The organism is Nocardioides luti, assembly GCF_014212315.1.
In the GTDB taxonomy this organism is placed as follows: Bacteria; Actinomycetota; Actinomycetes; order Propionibacteriales; family Nocardioidaceae; genus Nocardioides; species Nocardioides luti.
This window is the reverse complement of sequence record NZ_JACKXE010000001.1, coordinates 3480646-3495717: the sequence shown is the minus strand read 5'-3', so window position 1 is coordinate 3495717 and position 15072 is coordinate 3480646. Positions and strand designations below refer to the sequence as shown.

The window sequence follows — 15072 nt, the reverse complement described above, 5'->3', positions numbered from 1 at the left end:
CGGACGCTCACCGCCGCCGGCCGGTTCCCCGACTCACTCGACCGGCAGGCCGAGCCCCCGCGCGATCAGCATCCGCTGCACCTCGGAGGTGCCCTCGCCGATCTCGAGCACCTTGGCGTCGCGGTAGAACCGGGCGACGGGGTACTCCTCCATGAAGCCGTAGCCGCCGAAGACCTGGGTGGCGATCCGGGTCGCGGTCACGGCGGACTCGGTGGAGTAGAGCTTGGCGACGGCGGCGGCCTGCTTGAACTCCTTGTACGGCGCTCCGGCGTCCTTCATCGAGGCGGCCCGGTAGGTCAGCAGGCGGGCGGCGTGCAGCATCGTCTCGAGGTCGGCGATTTGGAACGCGACCCCCTGCTTGCGGCCGATCGGGCCCCCGAAGGTCTGGCGCTCGCCGGCGTACTGCAGCGCCATGTCGAGGCAGGCCTGGATGCAACCGACCGACAGGGCGGAGATCGCGACCCGGCCGTCGTCGAGGGTGGCGAGGAACTGTGCGTACCCGCGGCCCTGCTCGCCGAGCAGGTTGCCGGCGGGGACGTGCGCGTCGGCGAACGACAGCGGGTGGGTGTCGGAGGCGTGCCAGCCGAGCTTGTCGTAGGCCTTCTCGGCGGTGAAGCCCGCGGTGTCGGAGGGGACCATGATCGCGGAGATCTCCGGCCGGCCGTCCTCGCGCGTGCCGGTCCGGGCGGTGACCGTGACCAGGCTGGTGATCTCGGAGCCCGAGTTGGTGATGAACTGCTTGGCGCCGTTGACGACCCACTCGTCGCCGACCAGCTCGGCCTTGGTCTTCGTGGCGCCGGCGTCGGAGCCGGCGCCGGGCTCGGTCAGGCCGAAGCCCGCGAGCCGGTCGGCGGCGACGAGGTCGGGCAGCCACTGCTGCTTCTGCTCGTCGGTGCCGTAGGTCAGGATCGGGTTGATGCCGAGGCCCACGCCGGCCTGCAGGGTGATCCCCATCGACTGGTCGACGCGGCCGATCTCCTCGATGGCGACGCACAGGCTGGTGAAGTCGCCGTCCTCCCCCGCACCGCCGTACTCCTCGGGCGAGGTCAGCCCGAAGAGCCCGAGCTTGCCCATCTTCTGCACCACGTCGACCGGGAAGTGGTGGTCGCGGTCCCACTGCGCCGCGTGCGGCGCGATCTCGGCCTCCGCGAACTCGCGGACGCTGCGGCGGAACTCTTCGTGCTCACGGGACAGCTCGTACGTCATGGCCGCCATGCTAGCGCCCGTGGTTAGCGTTTGTTAACCGTCGGCGCGGGCGGGGTGAACCAGGCGGCCGCACCGGAAGTCGGACACCTGCGGCGTCACATTCCTGTAAATCGTCCGGCACGACTGTTGCCACCCACCACATTTGCGTGTTGTCTGGCCCGGTCAGGCAGGCGCGATCTCGGGCACACCATCCCTGGAGTCCGTGCGCGCGCTTTCCCATCTCAATGAGTGGAGTGCACATGCAACGCACGCACGGTGCCGCAATTCTCGGCATCGCCACGGCAGCCGCCGTGACAGCTGCGCTGGTGGCCCCGATCGGTTCGGCCACCGCCGACCCGTCGGCCCCCAACCGACCCGCCCAGGCCAAGACCGCGCCGGGCTCGGACGTCCGGACCGTCGGTCCGAACTACAACGACGGCAAGGCCCTGCCCGCCACGGGCGAGCTGAAGACCGCGGTGAAGAAGGGCCCGGCCAACCGTGGCGCCCAGCAGCGCGCGCCGCACGACCCCAGCGTCGGCGAGACCCGCAGCTGGCTCGCGAACAACGACGTCAGCGGCAGCATCTACCGCAAGGACTACGTCCTGCGCGGCCTCGGCAACCACATCCAGGTGTGGGTCGCCAAGGACACGACGTTCCCCGCCGGCGACTGCCGCAACGACCTCGGCCTCACGGACATCACCGACGCCCAGGTCAACGGCTTCGTCGACCAGTTCGACAACAACATCTACCCGAAGGAGTCGGCGTCCTTCTCGGTCCCGCCGTCCCTCTCCGGCACGAACAACCTGATCAACGGCCCCGACGGCAGCGCCGACTACTACGAGGTCTCCGCCGCCCAGGCCGACGACATCGTCGTCCTCGTCGACAACGTCCGCGACGCGAACTACTACGACCCGTCGACGCCCGACGGCCAGACGTACATCGCGGGCTTCTTCTACTCGACGTTCAACGACTACACCGATCGCAACATCATGACGATCGACGCCTACGACTGGCTGCACCGCACGGGTGCCACGCCTCCTGACGACTCGGCCGACCCGGCCTACCAGGCCTGTGCCGCTGCCTCCGGGAAGCCGAACCCGCGCCTCTACGAGGGCACCTTCGCCCACGAGTACCAGCACCTGCTGGAGCACTACGAGGACGCCGACGAGGCCAGCTGGGTCAACGAGGGCCTCTCGGACTACGCCCAGACGCTCGTCGGGTACGTCGACACGTCGCTCCCGCCGACCGACAAGGACGCCGACTCGCACATCGGCTGCTTCCAGGGCTTCCTGCCCGAGAGCTACGGCGGCGCCGAGAACTCCCTGACCCGCTGGGGCGACCAGGGTGGTCCGGAGATCCTCTGCGACTACGGCGCGGCGTACTCCTTCATGATGTACCTCTCCTCGCACTACGGCGAGGACTTCATGAGCACGCTGCACCGTGAGGACGCGAACGGCATCAAGGGCCTGAACAAGGTCCTCAAGCAGTTCGACGCCACCAAGAACGCCAAGCAGACCCTGCACGACTGGCTCGCCACGATGGCGCTGGACTCGGCCATCGACGAGAGCGGCACGGTCAAGGGCGGCAGCAAGAAGTGGCTGACGGCCTCGCAGCTCAACAGCGAGATCAACTGGTCGAACCCGCAGTCCTACAACAGCGAGGGTGCCCCGACCAACGGTGCGGACTACGTCCGCCTCGGCTCGGTCGACCACTGGCTGAAGGCCAAGAAGATCAAGCGGATCAGCTTCAACGGCGCCGAGAGCTACACCCCCTCGAAGGTCCAGTGGACCGTCGACTCGACCCCGCCCGCCGCCACCACGGCCGACACCACCTGTGGTGCGGTCGAGGACGGCACCGGCGCGGCCGCGCTCTACAGCGGCTGCGGCGAGAACCTCGACCGCTCCATCGTCCGGGCGGTCACCGTCCCGGCCGGCGGCGGCACGCTCTCGTTCGAGACGCTCTTCGACGCCGAGGAGACGTGGGACTACGGCTTCGTCCAGGTCTCGACCGACGGCGGCAAGTCGTGGACGTCGCTGGCCACCGAGGACACCACCTCGGAGCCCGACCCGGCCGCCGACCCCGGCGTCGTCGCGAACCTCCCCGGCTTCACCGGTGACTCGGGCGGCTGGCTCACCGAGCACGCCGACCTGGCGAAGTACGCCGGCAAGAAGATCCTGGTGGGCTTCCGCTACATCACCGACGGTGCCGTCAACGAGGGCGGGTTCTTCGTCCGCAACATCGACGTGGCCGGCACCAAGCTGCCCAGCGACTCCATCGCCGGGTGGCAGACGATCACCCAGGTCAGCCCCGTCCCGGTGAACGACTGGACCGTCCAGATCCTCGCCATCGGCGCGAACGGCAAGAGCTGGATCCACCAGCTCGAGCTGAACAAGGAGAACCGCGGCTGGATCCAGGGCAAGGCGCTGCGCAAGGCCATCGGCAGCTCCGCCTCGACCGTGGCGGTCCTCGTGACGCCGTACGACCCGACGGAGGCCGTCACGCAGTACGGCCGCTACCACCTCAAGGTCGCCGCGCCCCAGGGCGCGGGCAACCGCGGCTGACGCACCACCCCGCAGCACCCGCACCACCCAGCAGCACCGGCCGGCCCCGGCCCGGGATCTCGATCCCGGGCCGGGGCCGGCCTCGTTCTGCTCCAGGGGGCTCAGCTCGTGTAGGGCACCCGCTCCCACGTCAGCAGGTCGCCGGACGGGTCTTGGTTCACCGTGACCCGCAGGTAGTCGTTGTTGTTCGAGGAGCCGTCGACCGTCACCCGGGTGAGGTTGTCCGCGGCCCGCTTCACGCCGTACGTCGTCAGCCACGACGAGCCGGTCGCGAGCGGCCGGTCCGCGTTGTAGACGTGGCTGTCACCGTCGAAGAGGTAGACCGGGCCGTGGTAGCGCGCCGCCTCGGCGGCGAGCGCCTGCACCCAGGGCCGGAACGCGCTGATGTCGTTCTCCGTCGGGGTGTAGGTCGGGTCGAACATGTCCGCCTGCTGCAGCAGCACCACGCCGCGGTCGTGCCGGGAGCGGGCCTCCTGGAAGGCCCGGTGCAGCGTGACGACGTCGTTGCGGACCCGGTCGCGCACCGCCGCACTCTGCTCCGGCGTCGGCTCGGTCTTCCCCAGACCCGTCCAGGGCTGGAGGCCGTTGTTGCTGCCGGTGACGTTCACGGCCGCGATGCTCAGGCCGGCCTGGTGAAGGACGACGTTCTCCGGGAAGCCGCGCCGCGCCTGGGACGCGACCTCCAGCGGGTGCTGCCCGAGGGTGGTCCCCGGCTGGTCGAAGAACACCTCGCGGACCTTCGCGAGCCGCTCGAGCGGGTCGTAGGCGCCGTTGTTCGCGCGGTGGCAGTCGGTCCACTCGTTGTCGCCGGGCGTGTAGACGAGCGGGTCCTCGAAGGTGTCGAAATTGCTCCGGATCATCGCGAAGTAGTCGTCGCTGCACACCGACGACCCGTTCTTGATGTCCCCGGCGTGCAGCACCGCACGGACCGCCGGGTCCGCGTTGATCTGCTGGATCCAGCCCGGGAAGCGGGCGATCTGGTCGGCGCCGTACGGCAGGTCGCCGATCACGGCGAAGGAGTACGCCGGGGGCGTCGGCGCGCCGTGGGGGGAGCCGGCGTCGGCCGGCACGGCCACGGCCAGGCCGGCGGCGAGCGCGACGGACGTGGTGGCGAGCAGGGGCAGCGGGGTGATGCGCATGGGTCCTCCGAGACGGCTGGGTGGAGCCCGACCGTCGCCGACCGCGGTGAACGGCACGTGAGCGCCGCCCGGCTCGGGCCTGAACGTCCCGGTGGCGATACCCTGCCCAGCGGAGTCCCGTCAGCCGAGATCAGGAGTGTCCGTGCCGGAGAGCAAGCCACTGCAGAAGGTCCTCGTCGCCAACCGAGGCGAGATCGCCGTCCGGGTCATCCGGGCGTGCAAGGACGCCGGGATCGGCAACGTGGCGGTCTACGCCGAGCCCGACCGCGACGCGATGTTCGTCCGGATCGCCGACGAGGCGCACTCGCTCGACGGCGCGACGCCCGCCGACTCCTACCTCGACATCGAGAAGATCATCGCGGTCGCGAAGAAGTCCGGCGCTGACTCCGTGCACCCGGGCTACGGCTTCCTCGCCGAGAACGCCGACTTCGCGCAGGCCGTGATCGACGCCGGCCTGATCTGGATCGGTCCCCCGCCCGCCGCCATCGAGGCGCTCGGCGACAAGGCCAAGGCCAAGCACATCGCCGTGAAGGCGAACGCCCCGCTCGCCCCCGGCACCAAGGACCCGCTCAAGGACGCCGACGAGGCCGTCGCGTTCGCGGAGGAGTTCGGCCTCCCCATCGCCATCAAGGCGGTCTTCGGCGGTGGCGGCCGCGGCCTCAAGGTCGCCCGCACGATCGAGGAGATCCCCGACGCCTTCGAGTCGGCCGTCCGCGAGGCGGTCGGCGCCTTCGGCCGCGGCGAGTGCCTGGTCGAGAAGTTCCTCGACAAGCCGCGCCACGTCGAGACCCAGTGCCTGGCCGACCAGCACGGCAACGTCGTCGTCGTCTCCACCCGCGACTGCTCGCTGCAGCGCCGCAACCAGAAGCTCGTCGAGGAGGCGCCCGCGCCGTTCCTGTCCGACGAGCAGATGACCGAGCTCTACGAGTCGTCCAAGCGGATCCTGCGCGAGGCCGGCTACTACGGCGCCGGGACGTGCGAGTTCCTCGTCGCCCAGGACGGCTCGATCTCCTTCCTCGAGGTCAACACCCGCCTGCAGGTCGAGCACTGCGTCTCCGAGGAGGTCACCGGGATCGACCTGGTCCGCGAGATGTTCCGGATCGCGGCCGGCGAGGAGCTCGGGTACGACGACCCGGAGATCCGCGGCCACTCCATCGAGTACCGCATCAACGCCGAGGACGGCGGCCGCAACTTCATGCCCGCCCCCGGCACCCTCTCGGCCTGGAGCCCGCCCAGCGGGCCCGGCATCCGCCTGGACGGCGGCTACGAGAACGGCGAGACCATCCCGGGCGCCTTCGACTCGCTCATCGCCAAGCTCATCGTCTCGGGCCGCGACCGCACGCAGGCGCTGGAGCGCTCGCGCCGCGCGCTCGACGAGTTCGTCGTCGACGGCATGCCCACCGTGATCCCGTTCCACCGCGCGGTCGTCCGCGACCCGGCGTACGTCGGCCCCTCGACGCCGTCCGGCGAGGGCTCGTTCGACGTCTACACGCAGTGGATCGAGACCGACTTCGACAACCAGATCGAGCCGTACGCCGGCGACTCGGCCGAGGCCGAGGAGCCCGGTGAGCGCCAGAAGGTGGTCGTCGAGGTCGGCGGTCGCCGCCTCGAGGTCGTCCTCCCGGCCGGCCTCGGCGGCCTCGCCAGCGGCCCGGCCGCCGGTGCGAAGAAGCCGAAGCGGGCCGCGGGCAAGAAGGCCGGCGCCGCCGCCAGCGGCGACGCGGTCTCCAGCCCGATGCAGGGCACCATCGTCAAGCTCGCCGTCGAGGAGGGCCAGGAGGTCGCCGAGGGCGACGTCGTCGTGGTGCTCGAGGCGATGAAGATGGAGCAGCCCCTCAAGGCGCACAAGGCCGGCACCGTCACGGGCCTGCAGGCCGAGGTCGGCGCCACCGTGACCAACGGCGCCGTGATCTGCGAGATCAAGGACTGATCGGGCCGGGCCGGGCCGGGCCGGGCCATAGGCCCCGGCCGTAGGTCGGGGCCGTAGGTTCGGGTCATGGACGCCACGTCGCTGCGGGAGCCGGGTCAGCGGGTCAGCCCGCGGGCCCGGCTGATGTGGGTGAGCGCCGCCGTGCTCGAGGGCGTCGTGGTGGTCGCCCTGCTGGTGCTCAACAGCACCCTGTGGGAGCTCGTCGACGTGCCCGGGTGGGTCTACGTCCCCGTCGTGGCCGTGCTGGCGGCGTACGCCGCGGTGGTGCCGCAGTGGCGCTACCTCGTGCACCGCTGGGAGGTCACCGAGACCGCGGTCTACACCCAGACCGGCTGGTGGGCGCGGGAGCGGCGGATCGCGCCGATGTCGCGGATCCAGACGGTCGACTACGCCGAGGGCGCGGTCTCGCGGCTCTTCGGGCTGGCCAGCGTGACCGTCACGACGGCCTCGGCCGCCGGCGCGCTGGAGATCTCCGGCCTCGACCGCGACCGGGCCCGACGGCTGGTCGACGAGCTGACCCTGCGCGCCGACGTCGACCCCGGCGACGCCACGTGAGCGTGCCCACGGAGCTGGCCCGCGACGACCACTGGCAGCGCCTCGACCCGCGCATGCTCCTCGTGCACCCGGTGCGCGAGCTGATCCGCTTCCTGCCGGTCCTCGTCGGCGTCTTCGTCGCCGGCACCGCGTCGGGCGGCGGCAGCGACTGGTGGCACCTCGCCGGCGTCGGTGTGCCGGTCGGGCTGGGCCTGCTGCGCTACCTGACCACCAGCTTCCGGATCGCCGGCGGCCGCGTCGAGCTGCGGCGCGGGCTGCTGAACCGCCACGTGCTGTCGACCCCGCTCGACCGGGTGCGGACCGTCGACCTCACCTCCTCCCCCATCCACCGGCTGCTCGGCCTCACCACGGTCCGCGTGGGCACGGGGACGTCGTCCACCGACGGCGACGACCGGCTCGACCTCGACGGGCTGCCGCTCGACCGGGCCCGGAGCCTGCGCGAGGGGCTGCTGGGTGCGGCCACCCCGGCGCCGACCGGCGGCGCCACCCCGGACACCGGGACCGCGGGCCTCGCGCCCGTCACGCCCGCCGAGCGGGTCGTCGTCCGGCTGGACCCGTCGTGGCTCCGGTTCGCCCCACTCACCAGCTCGGGGCTCGTCATCGCCGCCGCCGCGATCGGGGCGACCAGCCAGGTCGTGCAGGCGCTCGGCGGGTGGGAGTCGGTCGACGTCAGCGGGATCGTCGACGGGACGTCCGCCCTGCCCCTGTGGGTGGCCCTCCCGCTGGGGCTCGTGACCTTCGTCGTCGTGGTGTCGCTGTTCTCGGTCGGCGGCTACCTCGTGACGTCCTGGGGCTTCACGCTGAGCCACGCCGCCGGCGCCTGGCACCTGCGCCGCGGACTCCTCACCACCCGCGAGACCAGCCTCGACGACGAGCGCGTCGGCGGCATCAGCATCGGCGAGCCGCTCGGGCTCCGTACCGCCGGCGGTGCCCGGCTGACCGCGATCGTCACCGGGCTCGACCGCAAGCAGCAGGGCTCGTCGCTGCTGGTCCCGCCGGCGCCGTACGACGTCGTGGCGGGCGTCGCGCGCACGGTGCTCGGGGTCGCCGGCCCGGTCGACGCCGAGCTCACGGGGCACGGTCCGCAGGCCCGGACCCGCCGCTTCGTGCGCGCCCTGGTGCCGGCGCTGGCCGTCGTGGTCGCCGTGCTCCTGCTGGTCGTCCTGCGCGACTGGCCGTGGTGGCTGCTGGTGCCGGCGCTGGTGCTCCCCGTGGCCGCGCTCGCGCTCGCCGCGGACCGCGCGCGGGGCCTGGGCCACGCGCTGGTGGACGGGTACGTCGTGTCCCGCAGCGGCAGCCTGGACCGCCGCCGTCGCGCGCTGGCCACCGACGACGTCATCGGGTGGAACTTCCGGGCCACGTGGTTCCAGCGCCGGGCCGGGCTCACCACGCTGGTCGCCACCACGGCCGGCGGCGACCAGCGGGTCGCCGTCCTCGACATCCCCGAGGACGCCGCGGTCCGGCTGGCCGAGACGGCCCTGCCGCACCTCGTCGGCCAGTTCACCGCCTGAGCGGCGGCGCTCCGGGCCCCAGCACTCCCCGGTCTCGAACCCGACGCAGGTGTCGGACCCCGCGACGCCGTGCACCTCGTCGACGCCCTCGCCCGCGTCGATCGTGTCGTCGCGCTCGGTGCCGACGACCCAGTCGTCGCCGGCGTACGTCCGGGCCAGGAGCGGTCCACCGGTGAGCGCCCAGACCCGGTCCGGTCCGTCGGTGCCGTGCACGACCCACGTGAGGTCCCCGATCAACCGGTGGTCCTCGAAGCCCGCGACCGCACCGGCCCCGCCGCCCGCGGCACCGCGGTCCAGCGTCGTGGTGCCGTCGCGCAGGTCGAGCGTCAGCGTCCCGGCCGGCGCCGGCAGGTCGTTGCCGCGGAGCACCAGCACGTCCGTGCCGTCGCCGCCCGACGCCGTGGCGCCGCCGGACGCCGTGAGGTCCTGCTGGACGACGTCGTCGCCCGGGCCGGCGTCGACCGTCGTCGGGTCGGCCCCGGTGGCCTCGACCGTGTCGTCGCCCGGCCCGCCGTCGACGATGTCGTGCCCCGACCGGCTCACGACGAGGTCGGCGCCGGGGCCGCTGCGCACGGTGTCGTCGCCGGGCTCGGCGCCCAGCGAGTCCGCCAGGACCTCGTCCCGCCCGGCGCCGGTCGAGATCACGTCGGAGCCGGCTCCGCCGACCACGTGGTCGCGCCCCGGCCCGGTGGTGATCCGGTCGTCGTACGGCGAGCCGACCACCCCGAGGCGCGGCGTGCCGACCACGGTGTCGTGCCCCTGGCCGGTGACGGAGCCCCGGTCACGCGTGGTGTCCAGGACGATCCCGCGGGGCGCCCGGGCGTAGCTGACGGCGTCGGGCAGGACGTGCTCGTGGCGGGGGTCGTACCCGACGTCGAGGAGGTCGTCCCCGGGACCACCCTCGAGGGTGTCGCCGTCGAGGTACCGGCCGCCGGGCAGGCCCGCGACCCGGTCGCCCTCGCCGTACAGCCGGTCGTCGCCCGCGCCACCGCTGACCCGGTCGGCACCCGGCCCGGCACAGACGACGTCGTCGCCCCCGCGCCCGTCGATCACGTCGCCGCCGCCGAGCCCGACGACCACGTCGCGGCCGCGGGTGCCGGTGAGAAAGTCGGCGTGGGGCGTGCCGACGAGCGTCGCGACCAGCCCGTGGCACCGGACCGTCGCGGCCGAGGCGTCGGGCGGGAGCACCCCGAGGGTGCCGAGGACGGCCGAGGTGAGGACGAGCGGGACGAGCAGGCGGTGCATGGGGAGACCCTCCGTGGACGGGGCACGTCGCCCACCCGGTCGGTGACGACGTCCGGTGCTCCTACGCCCCGCGGGCGCCGTCGGTTGCACGACCGGCCGCCGGTCCAGCCCACCGCCGGCGACCCGGGCGTCTCGTCACCCGCGCACGACACACGATCGTCATCCGGACGCCGTTAGCCTGTCGCCCATGTTCACCAAGGTGCTCGTGGCCAACCGCGGCGAGATCGCGATCCGGGCGTTCCGTGCTGCCTACGAGGTCGGCGCGCGGACCGTCGCCGTCTTCCCACACGAGGACCGCTGGTCCGAGCACCGGCTCAAGGCCGACGAGGCCTACGAGATCGGCGAGCGCGGCCACCCCGTGCGCGCCTACCTCGACCCCGAGGCGATCGTCGCGGTCGCGGTGCGCGCGGGCGCCGACGCGGTCTACCCGGGCTACGGCTTCCTCTCGGAGAACCCGGCCCTGGCCGAGGCCTGCGCGAACGCCGGCATCACCTTCATCGGGCCGACCTCCGACGTGCTCGAGCTGACCGGCAACAAGGCGCGCGCGATCGCCGCGGCCAAGGCCGCCGGCGTCCCGACGCTCGCCTCCGTCGAGCCGTCCACCGACGTCGACGCGCTCATCGCGGCCGTCGAGTCGTCCGAGATCCCCTATCCGCTCTTCGTGAAGGCGGTCGCCGGGGGCGGCGGTCGCGGCATGCGGCGCGTCGACGACCCGAAGGACCTGCGCGAGGCCGTCGAGACCTGCATGCGCGAGGGCGAGGGCGCCTTCGGCGACCCGACCGTCTTCATCGAGCAGGCCGTGGTCGACCCGCGCCACATCGAGGTGCAGATCCTCGCCGACGGCCAGGGCAACGTGATCCACCTCTTCGAGCGCGACTGCTCGGTCCAGCGCCGCCACCAGAAGGTCGTCGAGATCGCGCCGGCGCCCAACCTCGACCCGGAGCTCCGCGAGCGGATGTGCGCGGACGCGGTGCGCTTCGCGACCGAGATCGGCTACCGCAACGCCGGGACGGTCGAGTTCCTCCTCGACCCGTCCGGCAACTACGTCTTCATCGAGATGAACCCGCGCATCCAGGTCGAGCACACCGTGACCGAGGAGGTCACCGACGTCGACCTCGTCCAGTCGCAGCTGCGGATCGCGTCGGGCGAGTCGCTGGCCGACCTCGGGCTCTCGCAGGACACCGTGGTGCTCCGCGGGGCCGCCCTGCAGTGCCGGATCACCACCGAGGACCCCGCGAACGGGTTCCGGCCCGACACGGGCAAGATCACGACGTACCGCTCCCCCGGCGGCGCCGGCGTCCGCGTCGACGGCGGCACGGTCTACACCGGCGCCGAGGTCTCCGCGCACTTCGACTCGATGCTGGCCAAGCTCACGTGTCGCGGCCGCACCTTCGACAAGGCCGTCGAGAAGGCCCGTCGCGCGGTCGCCGAGTTCCGCATCCGCGGCGTCTCCACGAACATCGCCTTCCTCCAGGCGGTGCTCGAGGACCCCGACTTCGCGAGCGGCCACATCACGACGTCGTTCATCGAGACGCACCCGCAGCTGATGGCGGCGCGCGGCAAGGGCGACCGCGGCAGCAAGCTGATCACCTACCTCGCCGACGTCACCGTCAACCAGCCGCACGGCCCGGCGCCCGTCAGCGTCGACCCGGCGACGAAGCTGCCGCCGCTCTCGCTCGACGTGCCCGCCCCCGACGGCTCGCGCCAGCTGCTGCTCGAGGTCGGCCCCGAGGAGTTCGCCCGCCGCCTGCGCGCGCAGGACCGCATCGGCGTCACCGACACGACCTTCCGCGACGCCCACCAGTCGCTGCTCGCGACGCGGGTCCGCACCAAGGACCTGCTCGCGGTCGCCGGCCACGTCGCCCGCACCACCCCGGAGCTGTGGTCCCTCGAGGCGTGGGGCGGGGCGACGTACGACGTGGCCCTGCGCTTCCTGTCCGAGGACCCGTGGGAGCGGCTTGCCTCGCTGCGCCAGGCGGTGCCGAACATCTGCCTGCAGATGCTGCTCCGTGGCCGCAACACCGTCGGGTACACGCCGTACCCCACCGACGTCACCAACGCCTTCGTCGAGGAGGCCGCGGCCACCGGCATCGACGTCTTCCGGATCTTCGACGCGCTCAACGACGTCGAGCAGATGCGTCCGGCGATCGAGGCCGTCCGCGCGACCGGCACGACGGTCGCGGAGGTCGCGCTCTGCTACACCGGCGACCTGTCGAACCCCGACGAGCGGCTCTACACGCTCGACTACTACCTCGAGCTGGCCGACCGGATCGTCGACGCCGGCGCGCACGTGCTGGCGATCAAGGACATGGCCGGCCTGCTGCGGGCGCCCGCCGCCCGCACCCTCGTGACGGCGCTGCGCGAGCGCTTCGACCTGCCGGTGCACCTGCACACGCACGACACCCCCGGCGGCCAGCTCGCGACCCTGGTCGCGGCGATCGAGAGCGGCGTCGACGCGGTCGACGCGGCCACCGCGTCGATGGCCGGCACCACCTCGCAGCCAGCGCTGTCCGCGCTGGTCTCGGCGACCGACCACTCGTCGCGGGAGACCGGCCTGTCGCTCGAGGCGGTCTGCGCGCTCGAGCCCTACTGGGAGGCGACCCGCCGGGTCTACGCGCCGTTCGAGTCCGGCCTGCCGTCGCCGACCGGCCGCGTCTACACCCACGAGATCCCGGGCGGCCAGCTCTCCAACCTGCGCCAGCAGGCGATCGCGCTCGGCCTCGGCGAGAAGTTCGAGCAGATCGAGGACATGTACGCCGCCGCGAACGACATCCTCGGCAACATCGTCAAGGTGACCCCGTCCTCGAAGGTCGTGGGCGACCTCGCGCTGGCACTCGTCGGGATCGGCGCCGACCCGGTCGAGTTCGCCGAGAACCCCGGGAAGTTCGACATCCCGGACTCGGTCATCGGCTTCCTCAACGGCGAGCTCGGTGACCCGCCCGGCGGCTGGCCCGAGCCGTTCCGCACCAAGGCCCTCGAGGGCCGCTCCTGGAAGCCGCCCGCCGAGGAGCTCAGCGCCGAGGCGCGCGCCGGTCTGGCCGGCGAGCCGGGCGTCCCCAACCCGGTGCGACGCCGGACGCTCAACGAGCTGCTGTTCCCCGGCCCGACGAAGGCGTTCAACGAGGTCCGCGAGACCTACGGCGACGTGTCGGTCCTCCCGACCCTCGACTACCTCTACGGCCTGCGCCAGGGCGAGGAGCACGAGGTCGAGATCGCCGAGGGCAAGACGCTCATCCTCGGGGTGCAGGCGATCAGCGACGCCGACGAGCGCGGCTACCGCACGGTGATGGCCACGATCAACGGCCAGCTGCGCCCGATCAGCATCCGCGACAAGTCCGTGTCCTCCGACGTCGCCGCCGCGGAGAAGGCCGACACGTCGAAGCCGGGCCAGGTGGCCGCGCCGTTCCAGGGCGTCGTCACCGTGGTCGTCGAGGAGGGTGCGAAGGTCGCCGCCGGTGACACGGTCGCGACCATCGAGGCGATGAAGATGGAGGCCTCGATCACCGCGCCCGTCGACGGCACGGTCGAGCGGGTCGCCATCGCCGGCCCCAAGGCCGTCGAGGGCGGCGACCTGGTGCTCGTGCTGGGCTGAGCCCGGCTTCGGGGCGGGCGGCTAGCGGGTGCCGGTCGTCAGCACGTCGGGCGTGGCGTCGCGCGGCGCCATCACCTGGCGGGCGCCGCTGCGCTGCCCCACCTTGAAGGTCAGCCAGGTGGAGCGGAGCCCGAGCACCGAGCGGAAGGTGTCGCCGGAGACGACGACCTTGCCGTCCGAGCCGACGAGGGTCATGGCCGCGACCCGGCCGCCCCAGTCGCCGTTGCCGTCGCGGCGGGTGACGGTGATCCGCTGCAGGTTGCCGAGCGCCGGCCAGGCCTGCTCGAGGCGGGTGTCGGCCAGCTTGAGGGACCAGGCGTGGACGGGGTTGCCCGACCAGCCGTCGTACGGGTCCTCGCGGGCGGTCAGGTAGGACACCGAGCCGGCCGAGGTCCAGCCGCCGGAGCTGGCGCCGAACTGGGTGAACGCCGGCTCGCCGTCGGCCAGCAGCGCCTGGCGGCGGGTGGCGTCGACGGCGTCGTTCGCGGCCGGGTGCTCCGCGTCGTACCCGCCGTAGACCTGGCATGACGACGTGTCGCAGATCTGGTAGGTCGAGCCGAGCGGGTGGGCGCGCTCGTACGACGCGTAGGTGCGTGCCGCGATCGACTGCGCCTGCACCGCCGCGGGGCTCCAGAGCGCGGGGATCTCGAGCGGGACGACGCCGCGGACGTAGTTCTCCAGGGTCAGGACGTTGACGGTGTCGCGGGCCCGCGAGGAGCCGGAGGGTGCGGCCAGCTGGAGCCAGCCGCGGTAGGCCCGGGTGCCGCTCGGCGTGACCAGCGTGATCGGCTGCCCGGCCGCCCCGAGCTGACCGGTGCCGCGCAGGGTCGAGAACCGGTGCCAGCGTCCGCCCTTGAGGAAGGAGACCCGGTCCGAGCCGGCGCCGCCGACGTCGATCCGCCACCGCGAGGCGCCGTTGTCCGGCAGCACGGTGCGGCCCTCGACGGCGCTGTCGCGCAGGACCAGGCCGGGGCGGGCGACCACGACCAGGTCGTCGTCGGTGTCGGCGGTGATCAGCACGCTCACCGGGCCCTTGGCCGTCCCCCACGTGGTGCCGGGGTAGTAGAAGTCGATGATCTCGCGGGCGCTCAGGCCCTCGCGGGCCGCGCCCTCGGCGCCGTACTGCGACATGCCGTGGCCGTGCCCGTAGCCGTGCCCCTTGATGGTCAGCCAGGCCTGCGCGGGCACCTTCCAGGAGTCCCCGGTGGCGGCACCGGCCGGGGCCAGCGACCCGCCGGCGAGCGCCACGGCGGCCGCGATCAGGGGCACGGCGGTGCGGCGCGCGAGGGCCGGGAAGGAGCGCATGGCGGGTCTCCGGGGTGACGAGTGTGACGACTGGGGCGGCAGTGAACGA

At 72.8% G+C, this 15072-nt stretch carries 8 protein-coding genes and 1 pseudogene; 5 read left to right on the top strand and 4 right to left on the bottom strand.

Annotated elements, in window-relative coordinates; genetic code table 11:
* Positions 1 to 33: 33 nt before the first annotated feature.
* Positions 34 to 1206 carry an acyl-CoA dehydrogenase family protein gene (locus H5V45_RS16580; RefSeq protein ID WP_185253951.1) on the bottom strand — a complete coding sequence of 391 codons (1173 nt, stop codon included), beginning with the start codon at positions 1204 to 1206 and terminating at the stop codon, positions 34 to 36.
* 239 nt (positions 1207 to 1445) lie between these two features.
* On the opposite strand from H5V45_RS16580, the gene H5V45_RS22450 reads away from it, so the two are divergent.
* Complete coding sequence (locus H5V45_RS22450; protein ID WP_185253950.1) at positions 1446 to 3746, top strand: M6 family metallopeptidase; 2301 nt, start codon at positions 1446 to 1448, stop codon at positions 3744 to 3746.
* A 101-nt stretch (positions 3747 to 3847) separates the two neighbouring features.
* On the opposite strand, the gene H5V45_RS16570 is transcribed toward H5V45_RS22450, so the two are convergent.
* On the bottom strand, positions 3848 to 4885 hold the full coding sequence (locus H5V45_RS16570; protein ID WP_185253949.1) for a metallophosphoesterase: 1038 nt from the start codon (positions 4883 to 4885) through the stop codon (positions 3848 to 3850).
* Between the two features lie 142 nt (positions 4886 to 5027).
* Between H5V45_RS16570 and H5V45_RS16565 the strand changes: the two genes are divergently transcribed.
* From H5V45_RS16565 to H5V45_RS16555, 3 genes are all read left to right on the top strand, one after another.
* Complete coding sequence (locus tag H5V45_RS16565; RefSeq protein ID WP_185253948.1) at positions 5028 to 6815, top strand: ATP-binding protein; 1788 nt, start codon at positions 5028 to 5030, stop codon at positions 6813 to 6815.
* Between the two features lie 66 nt (positions 6816 to 6881).
* On the top strand, positions 6882 to 7370 hold the full coding sequence (locus H5V45_RS16560) for a PH domain-containing protein (RefSeq protein ID WP_185253947.1): 489 nt from the start codon (positions 6882 to 6884) through the stop codon (positions 7368 to 7370).
* Positions 7367 to 8881 carry a PH domain-containing protein gene (locus H5V45_RS16555; RefSeq protein ID WP_185253946.1) on the top strand — a complete coding sequence of 505 codons (1515 nt, stop codon included), beginning with the start codon at positions 7367 to 7369 and terminating at the stop codon, positions 8879 to 8881. Before H5V45_RS16560 ends, H5V45_RS16555 begins: the two co-directional genes overlap by 4 nt.
* 60 nt (positions 8882 to 8941) lie before the next feature.
* On the opposite strand, the pseudogene H5V45_RS22900 reads toward H5V45_RS16555, so the two are convergent.
* Positions 8942 to 10126: pseudogene (locus H5V45_RS22900) on the bottom strand (calcium-binding protein); the annotation flags it as partial.
* A 187-nt stretch (positions 10127 to 10313) separates the two neighbouring features.
* Between H5V45_RS22900 and H5V45_RS16535 the strand changes: the two are divergent.
* The gene (locus tag H5V45_RS16535; protein ID WP_185253945.1) at positions 10314 to 13718 is read left to right on the top strand and encodes a pyruvate carboxylase; all 3405 of its coding nucleotides are present in this window, start codon (positions 10314 to 10316) and stop codon (positions 13716 to 13718) included.
* Between the two features lie 21 nt (positions 13719 to 13739).
* Here H5V45_RS16535 and H5V45_RS16530 read toward each other — a convergent pair whose 3' ends face one another.
* Positions 13740 to 15023, bottom strand: a complete 1284-nt coding sequence (locus tag H5V45_RS16530) for a SpoIID/LytB domain-containing protein (RefSeq protein WP_185253944.1) — start codon at positions 15021 to 15023, stop codon at positions 13740 to 13742.
* Positions 15024 to 15072: the final 49 nt, after the last annotated feature.

Excerpts from the sequence above, each read along its gene's own strand:
- H5V45_RS16580 (WP_185253951.1), bottom strand. The coding sequence starts at position 1,206 with ATGACGTACGAGCTGTCCCGTGAGCACGAAGAGTTCCGCCGCAGCGTC.
- H5V45_RS16530 (WP_185253944.1), bottom strand. The coding sequence starts at position 15,023 with ATGCGCTCCTTCCCGGCCCTCGCGCGCCGCACCGCCGTGCCCCTGATC.
- H5V45_RS22450 (WP_185253950.1), top strand. The coding sequence starts at position 1,446 with ATGCAACGCACGCACGGTGCCGCAATTCTCGGCATCGCCACGGCAGCC.
- H5V45_RS16570 (WP_185253949.1), bottom strand. The coding sequence starts at position 4,885 with ATGCGCATCACCCCGCTGCCCCTGCTCGCCACCACGTCCGTCGCGCTC.
- H5V45_RS16535 (WP_185253945.1), top strand. The coding sequence starts at position 10,314 with ATGTTCACCAAGGTGCTCGTGGCCAACCGCGGCGAGATCGCGATCCGG.
- H5V45_RS16560 (WP_185253947.1), top strand. The coding sequence starts at position 6,882 with ATGGACGCCACGTCGCTGCGGGAGCCGGGTCAGCGGGTCAGCCCGCGG.